We start from the raw sequence: 11,333 nt of genomic DNA, 5'->3' as shown, positions 1-11,333 counted from the left end.
ATCTAAAATCTAAAATCTAAAATAAAAAATGGAACGTAAACATTACAAACAAGAAATAAACATGACTGAGGCATTGATCGCTCGTATCAATGAATTAATCAGTCATTATCCGGAAGGCAAACAAAAATCAGCTTTACTGCCTGTTCTGCACGAAGTACAGGATGCGCACAACAACTGGCTCAGCATTGAACTGCAGGACAAAGTTGCTGAGATTCTTCAGATAAAACCAATTGAGGTTTATGAAGTGGTAACTTTTTATACCATGTTCAACCAAAAGCCTATTGGGAAATATATGTTTGAGTTTTGCCAGACGTCTTGTTGTTGTTTAAATGGTGCCGAAAATATAATGGATTATACTTCTGAAAAATTAGGCATTAAAATGGGTGAAACAACTCCAGACGGAATGTTTACCATTGCTGGTGTAGAATGTTTAGGCGCCTGCGGATACGCTCCGATGATGCAGTTAGGTGATTTCTACAAAGAGAAATTGACAGAAGAGAAAATCGATCAGATTATTGCTGATTGTAGAGATGATAAAATAATATTACACGATAAATAAGATGTCACAAAAAATATTATTAGATAAAATCAATATTCCTGGAATTAAAACCTACGAAGTATATCGTCAAAACGGCGGTTATGCATCTGTAGAAAAAGCTTTAAAAACACTAACTCCGGACGAAGTTACTGAAGAAGTAAAAAAATCAGGTCTTCGCGGACGTGGTGGTGCAGGTTTCCCTGCTGGAATGAAATGGAGCTTTATTGACAAAAAATCAGGAAGACCAAGACACTTAGTTTGTAATGCCGACGAATCTGAGCCGGGAACATTCAAAGACCGATTTTTGATGGAATATATTCCTCACTTATTGATCGAAGGAATGATTACTTCCAGCTACGCTCTAGGCGCTAACCTTTCGTATATCTACATTCGTGGAGAATATATGTGGGTTTTCAAAATTTTAGAAAGAGCAATCGCCGAAGCAAAAGCTGCGGGATGGTTAGGAAAAAATATATTAGGATCAGGTTATGATTTAGAACTTCACGTACACTGTGGAGCTGGAGCATATATCTGTGGAGAAGAAACAGCATTAATTGAATCATTAGAAGGAAAAAGAGGAAATCCTCGTATTAAACCGCCTTTCCCTGCAGTTTCTGGTCTTTGGGCAAACCCAACAGTAGTTAACAATGTAGAAACTATTGCAACGGTGCCTTGGATTGTAAACAATTCTGGTGATGATTATGCTAAAATTGGTATTGGACGTTCTACGGGAACTAAATTAATTTCTGCTTCTGGACACATTAAAAATCCTGGTGTTTACGAAATTGAATTAGGTTTAAGTGTAGACGAATTCATGAATTCTGATGAGTATTTAGGAGGAATGTCTTCAAGCCGACCTTTGAAAGCATTTGTACCAGGAGGTTCTTCTGTGCCAATTTTACCAGCTGAATTGATTTTCAAAACAGCAAATGGTGAAGATCGTTTAATGACTTACGAATCTCTTAGTGACGGTGGTTTTGCAACCGGATCTATGTTAGGTTCTGGAGGATTTATAGTTTACAACGATACGGCTTGTGTTGTAAGAAACACTTGGAACTTTGCTCGTTTTTACCACCACGAATCTTGCGGACAATGTACACCATGTCGTGAAGGAACAGGATGGTTAGAAAAAATCTTATGGAGAATCGAAAACGGCCAAGGTCGTGAAGAAGATATCGAATTATTGTGGAGCATTCAAAGTAAAATTGAAGGAAACACAATTTGTCCGCTAGGTGACGCCGCTTCTTGGCCTGTGGCTGCAGCAATACGTCACTTTAGAGATGAATTTGAATATCACGTTCGTTTCCCTGAAAAAATTAAAAACAGAGATCACTTTGTTGCTGAACCTTTTTCACAAGTTAAGCATTTAGTTGGCGGTAAAGTAATCGTATAATAATAAAAAGCAGAAAGTTATAAAGTTCATAATGTTAAAAAGGACAGCAATTCTTTTCAATATTTCGACTTTCAACATTCAAATCATATAGAGATGAAAGTAACGATAGACGGTCAAAGTATAGACGTAGAGCCAGGAACAACAATCCTTCAGGCTGCACGTATGATTGGCGGAGATTTGGTTCCTCCAGCCATGTGCTATTACTCAAAATTAAAAGGCAGCGGCGGAAAATGCCGTTGTTGTTTAGTCGAAGTTTCGAAAGGAAGCGAAGCTGACCCAAGACCAATGCCAAAACTAATGGCATCTTGTGTAACAGGATGTATGGACGGTATGGAAGTTAACAGTAAATCTTCTGCCAGAGTTATGGAAGCCCGTAAATCTGTAACAGAATTTTTATTAATCAACCACCCATTAGACTGCCCTATCTGTGATCAGGCTGGTGAATGTGATCTTCAAAATTTAAGTTTTGAACACGGAAACCCAAAATCACGTTATATTGAAGAAAAAAGAACATTTGAACCAGAAGATATTGGTCCAAATATTCAACTGCATATGAACCGTTGTATTTTATGCCAAAGATGTGTACAAGTTGCAGATCAATTAACAGACAACCGAGTTCACGGAGTATTAGACCGTGGTGACCACGCTAATATTTCTACCGGAATTTCTAAAGCAATCGACAATGAGTTTTCTGGAAACATGATTGACGTTTGTCCGGTAGGAGCTTTAACAGATAAAACTTTCCGTTTTAAATCAAGAGTTTGGTTTAACAAACCTTATAACGCACACAGAGAATGTACAACTCCAGGATGTTGCGGTAAAACTACTGTTTGGATGTTTGGTGGTGAAATTCAGCGTGTAACTGGTCGTAAAGACGAGTATCATGAAGTAGAAGAATTCATCTGCAACAGCTGTCGTTTTGATCACAAAAATGTGAATGACTGGGTTATTGAAGGTCCTAGAGAATTTGAAAAAGATTCTGTAATCAACCAAAACAATTACACTCAAAAACTAGAGAAAGTAACTATCGATACTGAAAAGAACATTCTTTTAGGCCGTGATATTGACCGTAAAAAAATTAGTATGGCAGCAATTCCATTAACTGATAAAGATAAAAAATAGTAAGAAATGGAAAGTGCATTTATTATAGAAAAGAGTGTTGTTATTGTTGTCGTTTTTGCGGTAACAATGATTATGGCAATGTATTCTACTTGGGCAGAACGTAAAGTTGCTGCTTTCCTTCAGGATCGTGTTGGTCCAAACCGTGCCGGATGGGGAGGTTTATTACAACCGCTTGCTGATGGTATGAAATTATTTTCTAAAGAAGAATTTTTTCCAAATACACCAAATAGATTTTTATTCGTTGTAGGTCCGGCTATTGCCATGAGTACAGCTTTAATGACAAGTGCTGTAATTCCGTGGGGAGACAGATTACATCTTTTTGGAAAAGACATAATTCTTCAGGCAACAGATGTTAATATTGCTTTATTATACATTTTTGGAGTTCTTTCTGTTGGAGTTTACGGAATCATGATTGGTGGATGGGCTTCTAACAACAAATTCTCATTAATGGGAGCTGTTCGTGCCGCATCGCAGATGGTTTCTTATGAAATTGCAATGGGATTGTCAATGATCGCATTATTGATGATGACTGGAACAATGAGCTTAAAAGAAATCTCATTACAGCAGCAAGGAATGAACTGGAATGTTTTCTATCAGCCATTATCATTCTTAATCTTCTTAATTTGTTCTTTCGCAGAAACTAACAGAACACCTTTTGACTTAGCAGAATGTGAAAACGAATTAATTGGAGGTTATCATACGGAATATTCATCAATGAAAATGGGATTCTATTTATTTGCTGAATACGCAAGTATGTTTATCTCTTCTACTATTATCTCTGTTTTATTTTTTGGTGGATACAATTATCCTGGAATGGAATGGATGGTAAATAACGTTGGTGTAAATACCGCTAACTTATTAGGAATTGCAGTATTGTTTGTAAAAATATGTTTCTTCATATTCTTTTACATGTGGGTTCGCTGGACGATTCCAAGATTTAGATATGACCAGTTAATGAACTTGGGCTGGAGAATTTTAATTCCGCTTTCGATTATTAATATCATGATTACAGGTGCTGTTATCTTAAGACACGATATCGCAGCAGCTTTAGGATTCTAAGAACTGTAATTCAGAGAAAATAAAAACAAAATAGATTTGAAATTGATTCATCAAATTTTGAATCATAAACTATAATAGTAAAAATGTCAATAGAAACTATATCATTATCGGGTAGAAAAAAGGTGGTCTCTAACAAGGAGATGACTTTTATTGAGCGATTGTATCTTGTGGCGATTGTAAAAGGTTTGGCAATTACGCTTAAACACCTTTTTAGAAAAAAAATTACCATTCACTATCCAGAGCAGGTTCGTGAAATGAGCCCTGTTTACCGTGGTCAGCACATGCTGAAACGTGATGAGCAAGGCCGTGAAAACTGTACTGCCTGCGGATTATGTGCTTTGTCTTGTCCTGCAGAAGCCATTACAATGAAAGCTGCAGAACGCAAACCAGACGAAAAACATTTATACAGAGAAGAAAAGTATGCTGAAATCTATGAGATTAACATGCTGCGTTGTATTTTCTGCGGATTGTGTGAAGAAGCATGCCCGAAAGATGCGATCTATTTGACAACATCAAAAGTGTTAGTTCCTGCTAATTATGACAGAGAAGATTTCATTTTTGGAAAAGACAAATTAGTGATGCCTTTAGAAATGGCAATTAAAAATACTCAACTTAATAACGCTAACTAATGATACACATTCCAGATTTTGCAAACGCAACTCCTGTAGGAGTGATATTTTGTATTTTAGCGTTTATTACAGTAATCACTGCTTTCCTGACTATTTTTAGTAGAAACCCAATTCACTCAGCAATTTATTTAGTGATTTGTTTCTTCTCAATTGCCGGTCATTATTTATTATTGAATTCTCAATTTTTAGCTGTCGTACATATTATTGTTTACTCTGGAGCAATCATGATTTTGTTCCTGTTTACGATTATGCTTATGAACCTAAACGAACAAAAGGACGTTCACCGACCAAGAATTACACGTTTAGGAGCTATTGTATCTTTCTGTTTAATTGTTATTGTTTTAATTGCAATCTTCATTAATTCTAAACCAATAGTGGGAGATTATGATTCAACAGGAGAAGATTTCCAGTCTATTGAAGTATTGGGTAAAATATTATTAAACGAATATATGGTGCCGTTTGAATTTGCTTCGATCTTACTTTTAGTAGCAATGATTGGAACTGTATTATTGTCTAAAAAAGAAAAATTAAATAAGTAATGGGTAATATATTAAATCAAATAGGTATTGAAAATTACATCTTTTTAAGCGTTGTACTTTTTTGTATTGGTGTTTTTGGTGTGTTATACAGACGAAATTCTATCATCGTTTTTATGTCAATCGAGATCATGTTAAATGCAGTAAACCTTTTATTCGTTGCTTTTTCAACTTATCATCAGGATGCGCAAGGACAGGTATTTGTATTCTTCTCGATGGCTGTTGCCGCCGCAGAAGTTGCAGTTGGATTAGCGATTCTGGTTTCTATTTTCAGAAACATTGGCTCAATTAGTATCGATAACTTAAAAAATTTAAAAGGATAAAAAGAAATGGATATTAATTTAGCTTTACTTTTAGTATTAACTCCTTTTTTAGGATTTTTAATCAATGTTTTCTTTGGAAAAAGCTTAGGCAAAACTGTTTCAGGAGCAATCGGAACTGTTGCTGTAGCAATTTCTTTCATCGTTACTCTTATTCTTTTTAATCAAATTACTTCAACTGGAAAAGCAATTGAAGTTACTTTATTTGATTGGATTCAAATTAGTAACTTAAAAATTAATCTTGGATTTTTATTAGATCAGTTATCTGTTCTTTGGTTACTTTTCGTAACCGGGATTGGATCACTTATTCACCTATACTCTATCAGTTACATGCATGACGATGAGAATATGCACAAGTTTTTTGCGTATTTAAATCTGTTCGTTTTCTTTATGATTACACTTGTAATTGGAAGCAACTTATTAGTGTTATTTATTGGATGGGAAGGCGTTGGACTTTGCTCTTACTTACTTATTGGTTTCTGGCATAAAAATCAGGATTACAATGATGCGGCAAAAAAAGCTTTCATTATGAACAGAATTGGAGATTTAGGTCTTTTAATTGGTATGTTCATTATTGGATCAATGTTCTCTACTTTAGATTACGCAACATTAAAAACGGCTATTGCCGGAGCAGCAAACTTAGATATATCATTACTTTCACTGGCAGCTTTATGCTTGTTTATTGGAGCTTGTGGTAAATCTGCTCAAATTCCATTATACACTTGGTTACCAGATGCGATGGCAGGACCAACTCCTGTTTCTGCATTAATTCACGCGGCTACAATGGTAACAGCGGGTATTTTTATGGTAACAAGATTAAATTTTGTTTTTGATTTAGCAGTTGATGTACAAACTGTAATTGCAGTTATTGGAGCTATTACTTCATTAGTTGCGGCAACGATTGGTTTAGTACAAAACGATATTAAAAAAGTATTGGCTTACTCTACAGTCTCACAATTAGGATTAATGTTTTTAGCATTAGGATTTGGAGCTTATGAAGTAGCTGTTTTTCACGTAATCACTCACGCTTTCTTTAAAGCTTGTTTATTCTTGGGTTCAGGTTCTGTTATTCACGGATTACATGGCGAGCAGGATATGCGTAATATGGGAGGTCTTCGTAAAGCAATGCCAATCACTTTCTGGACAATGTTAATTTCTTCATTAGCAATTTCAGGAGTTCCGTTTTTCTCTGGATTTTTCTCAAAAGACGAAATCTTATTAACAGCTTTCCACCACAGTATTCCATTATACGTTGTTGGATCTGTTGCTTCAATCATGACGGCTTTCTATATGTTTAGATTAATGTTCTTAACTTTCTTTAAAGAATTTAGAGGAACTGAAGAACAAAAACATCATTTACACGAAAGCGGTTCATTAATTACTATTCCGTTAATCATTTTAGCAATTTTAGCAACTTTTGGAGGATTAATCAGTTTACCAGGAAACAGCTGGTTAAACCAATATTTAGCTCCTTTATTTACTAAAGCAGCTGGTGAAGAACATCATCTAGGTGCAACTGAATATACTTTAATGGGAGTTGCTGTTTTAGGCGGATTATTAGGAATTTTAATTGCTTACATAAAATACTTTAAACAAGATAATGTTCCGGAAGCTGATGAAAACATTACCGGATTAACAAAAGTATTATACAACAAATATTATGTAGATGAAATTTACGATGCGATCTTTGTTGGTCCTGTAAATGCATTGTCAAGATTTTTTAGAGACTATATTGAAACTGGTTTATCTGCTGTTGTTTTTGGATTAGGAAAAGCAGCAAACGAATTAGCTTTTCAAGGTAAAAAACTACAAACCGGAAGTATTGGATTATATCTGTTCGTTTTCGTTTTAGGTCTTTGCGCCATTGTTTCTTATATATTTTTAGCTCAATAATTTTATAACTATGAACGTTTCTCTTATATTAATTATTCTTTTAGTTGGTGCATTTATCACCTATTTTGCCGGTGACAAACTCGCTTCAAAAGTAGCTTTGTTCTTTAGTTTGGCAGCTCTTGGCTGTTCGGTTGTATTGTTAAACCATTTTAATGCTGGAGAAAACATCAGCCTTATAAATGCATGGATCAATCAGCCTAAAATTTCATTTGCGCTTAATGCTGATGGATTAGCTCTTGCAATGCTTTTATTGACAACAGCTTTAACACCGATTATTATATTCTCTTCTTTTGGAAATGAATATAAAAATGCAAAAGCTTTTTATGCTTTAATTTTATTTATGGCCTTTGCAATGACAGGAACTTTTCTTGCTGCAGATGGTTTATTATATTATATTTTCTGGGAGTTAGCTCTTATTCCTATTTACTTTATTGCTCTTATCTGGGGTAATGGTGACGCTGAAGAACGCAGAAAAGCAGTGGTTAAATTCTTTATTTACACACTTGCCGGTTCGTTATTCATGTTAACTGCATTTATTTACTTATACCAAAAAGCAGGAAGCTTCTTAATTGAGGATTTATACAAAGTACAATTATCAGCATGCGAACAGCTTTGGATTTTCCTTGCCTTCTTCCTTGCTTATGCTATTAAGATTCCTATTATTCCTTTCCATACATGGCAGGCAAATGTGTACCAAAAAGCACCAACAGTTGGAACAATGCTTTTATCTGGTATAATGTTGAAAATGGGACTTTATAGTGTTATTAGATGGCAATTGCCAATTGCTCCTCTTGCCGCAAAAGAATACATGAATATTTTCATCGTATTAGGAATTGCCGGAGTTATCTACGGATCTATTGTAGCTTTAAAACAAAAAGATTTGAAGAAATTATTAGCATATTCATCTCTAGCTCACGTTGGATTAATTGCTGCAGGATCTTACACTTTAACTCTTGATGGTTTACGTGGATCTGTTTTACAAATGATCGCTCACGGTTTTGTTGTAGTTGGATTATTCTATGCAGCAGAAATTATCTACAGAAGATTTGAAACAAGAAATATTGCTGAATTAGGCGGAATCCGTACTCAGTCTCCAAAATTTACTTCTATGTTTTTAATTTTGGTTCTGGCTTCTGTGGCGCTTCCAAGCACATTTAACTTTGTTGGAGAGTTTACTGTATTATATAGTTTATCACAAGTTAATATCTGGTTTGCCGTTTTAGGCGGAACAACTATTATTTTAGGAGCTTATTATATGCTTAAAATGTTCCAAAATGTAATGTTAGGCGAAACCAATTCTAAAACTTTTGCAGATGTTTCTGTAAACGAAGGAATTTCTATGGTGGCAATTATTGCTGTTTTAATATTCTTTGGATTCTATCCAAAACCAATTACAGATTTGATTACTCCAAGTTTAGAAACGATTTTAAACGTTATCAATAAAAATTAATATTTTAAATAAAATAAATTAGGGCGTTTTAGATTTCCTAAATCAAAAAAACAAAAATGAATACATTAATAGCTATAACAGGATTGGGTATTTTTTGCCTATTGTTTGAAATTCTAAATTTTAGAAAAGGCATTGTTCCATTTACCATTTTGGGTTTATTGGGTGTCTTAGCACTTAATTTCTGTGAATTTGGAACAACAGCAAGTTATTACAATAATATGATTACAGTAAGTAAATTCTCTACTGCTTTTTCATCATTATTTATTATTCTAACCATTTTCCTTGTAGCATTAAGCCATAATTTTTACGAAAATCATCAGACAAAAATTTCTGATTATGTTGCTATAAAAGTATTTTTATTGGCTGGTGGTGTTGCTATGGTTTCATTTGGAAACTTAGCAATGTTTTTCCTTGGAATCGAAGTTTTATCAATTGCACTTTATGTTCTTGCAGCAAGCGATCGTTTAAATATTAAAAGTAATGAAGCGGGTATGAAATATTTCTTAATGGGATCTTTCGCTTCAGGAATTATTTTATTTGGAATTTGTTTGATTTATGGAGCAATGGGAACTTTTGATATTGCAGAAATCCACGAAAGCTCTTTATCTGCAGAGTTACCAATCTGGTTTCCTATCGGGATGATTTTAATGACTATTGGTATGCTTTTTAAAGTCGCAGCGGTTCCATTTCACTTTTGGGCTCCAGACGTTTACGAAGGTTCTCCTGCTTTAACAACTGCTTTAATGAGCACATTGGCAAAAGTTGTCGCTATTGCTACACTTTACAAATTAGCAGAAGGAATGAATTTAATTCCATCTCTTGAAAACCAAGACCTTTCAAACACATTTGTAAATGTTGTTCTTACTATTTCTATTGCTTCTATGACAGTTGGAAATATAATGGCTTTACGTCAGGTAAATGTAAAACGTATGCTTGCTTTTTCTGGAATCTCTCACGCAGGTTTCATGTTAATGACATTTTTAACGATTGCTTCTTCTGCCGGAGTTCTTTTATATTATACAGCAGCTTATGCTCTAGCAGGTATCGCAGCATTTAGTGTTATTTTATATGTTTGCAAAAATCAGGAAAACGAAGACATTACAAACTTCCACGGTTTAGGAAAAACAAATCCTTTATTAGCGGCAATATTAACTGGTTCATTGTTATCAATGGCTGGTATTCCTGTTTTTTCAGGTTTCTTTGCCAAATTATTCTTGTTCGATCAGGCAATTCACGCTGGTTATGTAGCTATTGTAATTATTGCAGTAATTAACTCTATTATAAGTGTTGGATACTATTTCAAATTAATTTTAGCCATGTATTCTAAAGAGCCAAACGAAGAGCGTACAGGAAAACCATTCCTTATTTATGCCGTTGCTGTAATTTCAATTGGTTTAAACATTGCTTTAGGTTTATTCCCTTCATTAGTACTAGATTTATTGAAATAGAAATACATTAAAATATATTCAAATCCATCAAGAGTTTCTTTTGATGGATTTTTATTTTACGGCATTTTTCAAAAGAAAATTTCATGTTAAAAATTTCAAGTTAACTTATAGACTTCAAAAAAACTCCATATATTTGGGTTCACTAAAAGCATAAAAACTATGGCCTTTAATTCAAAAAATCCATTTTTAAGTAACAAGCGTTTTTCATCTAATGCTGTTTCAAGAGCTGAGGAAGTACACGAAGCAAAGATTATTGATTACAATCAGGAAATGACTTTGTCTGGTACAATAAATAAAACAGCTATTTTATTTTTAATTTTATGCGGATCTGCTATGGTAACATGGTGGATGGCATTTAACGGAATGAATATTATGCTTCCAGCTATAGGAGGTGCAATCGTTGGTTTTATTTTAGTACTTATTTCTGCATTTAAACCACAGGCTTCTCCATATCTTGCACCGGGTTATGCCTTGTTTGAAGGATTATTTATAGGTGGAATTTCAGCTATTTTCGAAGCTATGTATCCAGGAATCGTAATTAATGCTGTTGGAGCAACTTTAGTTACTTTTTTAGTTTGTCTGGCTTTATATAAATTTAGAATCGTAAAAGTTACAGAACAATTCAAATCGGTTGTAATTGCAGCTACTTTAGCAATTGCTACTTATTACTTAATTTCATGGATTGTTTCTATGTTTACAAGCTACACTCCTGTTCATCATGGAAACTCTTTAATGAGTATTGGAATCAGTGTTTTTGTAATCGTTATTGCAGCATTAAATTTATTCTTAGATTTTGATCAAATAGAAAAAGGCGTACAGCAAAGAATGCCAAAATTCATGGAATGGTACGGCGCAATGGGATTAATGATTACTTTAGTCTGGCTGTATATCGAATTTTTAAGATTGTTATCTAAATTCGCAAGCAGAGATTAATTTCCTCTAATA

General features: G+C 34.2%; 11 protein-coding genes. All 11 read left to right on the top strand.

Features of this window, described 5'->3' with window-relative positions; translation table 11 throughout:
* Positions 1-28: 28 nt before the first annotated feature.
* The gene (locus ABD859_RS06585; protein ID WP_345141894.1) at positions 29-559 is read left to right on the top strand and encodes a complex I 24 kDa subunit family protein; all 531 of its coding nucleotides are present in this window, start codon (positions 29-31) and stop codon (positions 557-559) included.
* Position 560: 1 nt separating this feature from the next.
* Positions 561-1,931, top strand: coding sequence for an NADH-quinone oxidoreductase subunit NuoF (nuoF, locus tag ABD859_RS06580; protein ID WP_109191391.1), 1,371 nt, complete (start codon positions 561-563; stop codon positions 1,929-1,931).
* 93 nt (positions 1,932-2,024) lie between these two features.
* Positions 2,025-3,053: an NADH-quinone oxidoreductase subunit G gene (locus ABD859_RS06575; RefSeq protein WP_345141889.1), complete on the top strand. Its 1,029-nt coding sequence runs from the start codon at positions 2,025-2,027 to the stop codon at positions 3,051-3,053.
* Between the two features lie 6 nt (positions 3,054-3,059).
* Complete coding sequence (gene nuoH, locus ABD859_RS06570) at positions 3,060-4,112, top strand: NADH-quinone oxidoreductase subunit NuoH (protein WP_345141887.1); 1,053 nt, start codon at positions 3,060-3,062, stop codon at positions 4,110-4,112.
* An 83-nt stretch (positions 4,113-4,195) separates the two neighbouring features.
* Positions 4,196-4,741 (top strand): NuoI/complex I 23 kDa subunit family protein, encoded by a 546-nt coding sequence (locus ABD859_RS06565; protein ID WP_345141885.1) that lies wholly within the window; start codon positions 4,196-4,198, stop codon positions 4,739-4,741.
* The gene (locus ABD859_RS06560; protein WP_345141882.1) at positions 4,741-5,280 is read left to right on the top strand and encodes an NADH-quinone oxidoreductase subunit J family protein; all 540 of its coding nucleotides are present in this window, start codon (positions 4,741-4,743) and stop codon (positions 5,278-5,280) included. Before ABD859_RS06565 ends, ABD859_RS06560 begins: the two co-directional genes overlap by 1 nt.
* Positions 5,280-5,600: an NADH-quinone oxidoreductase subunit NuoK gene (nuoK, locus tag ABD859_RS06555; protein WP_012023318.1), complete on the top strand. Its 321-nt coding sequence runs from the start codon at positions 5,280-5,282 to the stop codon at positions 5,598-5,600. The genes ABD859_RS06560 and nuoK overlap by 1 nt, the downstream gene beginning before the upstream one ends.
* 6 nt (positions 5,601-5,606) lie before the next feature.
* On the top strand, positions 5,607-7,490 hold the full coding sequence (gene nuoL / locus ABD859_RS06550; RefSeq protein ID WP_345141877.1) for an NADH-quinone oxidoreductase subunit L: 1,884 nt from the start codon (positions 5,607-5,609) through the stop codon (positions 7,488-7,490).
* A 10-nt stretch (positions 7,491-7,500) separates the two neighbouring features.
* On the top strand, positions 7,501-8,940 hold the full coding sequence (locus ABD859_RS06545; RefSeq protein WP_345141874.1) for a complex I subunit 4 family protein: 1,440 nt from the start codon (positions 7,501-7,503) through the stop codon (positions 8,938-8,940).
* Between the two features lie 56 nt (positions 8,941-8,996).
* Positions 8,997-10,388: an NADH-quinone oxidoreductase subunit N gene (locus ABD859_RS06540; RefSeq protein WP_345141872.1), complete on the top strand. Its 1,392-nt coding sequence runs from the start codon at positions 8,997-8,999 to the stop codon at positions 10,386-10,388.
* Positions 10,389-10,547: 159 nt separating this feature from the next.
* Entirely contained in the window at positions 10,548-11,321 is a 774-nt protein-coding gene (locus tag ABD859_RS06535) for a Bax inhibitor-1/YccA family protein (protein ID WP_345141870.1), read from the top strand.
* Positions 11,322-11,333: the final 12 nt, after the last annotated feature.

Origin of the sequence: Flavobacterium ginsengiterrae, from assembly GCF_039539785.1 — a bacterium.
Taxonomy (GTDB): Bacteria; Bacteroidota; Bacteroidia; order Flavobacteriales; family Flavobacteriaceae; genus Flavobacterium; species Flavobacterium ginsengiterrae.
This window is presented reverse-complemented; position numbering and strand designations above follow the sequence as displayed.

What these genes read in the sequence shown, in the direction of transcription:
- ABD859_RS06585 (WP_345141894.1), top strand. Translation starts at nt 29, where the DNA reads ATGGAACGTAAACATTACAAACAAGAAATAAACATGACTGAGGCATTG.
- nuoF (WP_109191391.1), top strand. Translation starts at nt 561, where the DNA reads ATGTCACAAAAAATATTATTAGATAAAATCAATATTCCTGGAATTAAA.
- ABD859_RS06575 (WP_345141889.1), top strand. Translation starts at nt 2,025, where the DNA reads ATGAAAGTAACGATAGACGGTCAAAGTATAGACGTAGAGCCAGGAACA.
- nuoH (WP_345141887.1), top strand. Translation starts at nt 3,060, where the DNA reads ATGGAAAGTGCATTTATTATAGAAAAGAGTGTTGTTATTGTTGTCGTT.
- ABD859_RS06565 (WP_345141885.1), top strand. Translation starts at nt 4,196, where the DNA reads ATGTCAATAGAAACTATATCATTATCGGGTAGAAAAAAGGTGGTCTCT.
- ABD859_RS06560 (WP_345141882.1), top strand. Translation starts at nt 4,741, where the DNA reads ATGATACACATTCCAGATTTTGCAAACGCAACTCCTGTAGGAGTGATA.
- nuoK (WP_012023318.1), top strand. Translation starts at nt 5,280, where the DNA reads ATGGGTAATATATTAAATCAAATAGGTATTGAAAATTACATCTTTTTA.
- nuoL (WP_345141877.1), top strand. Translation starts at nt 5,607, where the DNA reads ATGGATATTAATTTAGCTTTACTTTTAGTATTAACTCCTTTTTTAGGA.
- ABD859_RS06545 (WP_345141874.1), top strand. Translation starts at nt 7,501, where the DNA reads ATGAACGTTTCTCTTATATTAATTATTCTTTTAGTTGGTGCATTTATC.
- ABD859_RS06540 (WP_345141872.1), top strand. Translation starts at nt 8,997, where the DNA reads ATGAATACATTAATAGCTATAACAGGATTGGGTATTTTTTGCCTATTG.
- ABD859_RS06535 (WP_345141870.1), top strand. Translation starts at nt 10,548, where the DNA reads ATGGCCTTTAATTCAAAAAATCCATTTTTAAGTAACAAGCGTTTTTCA.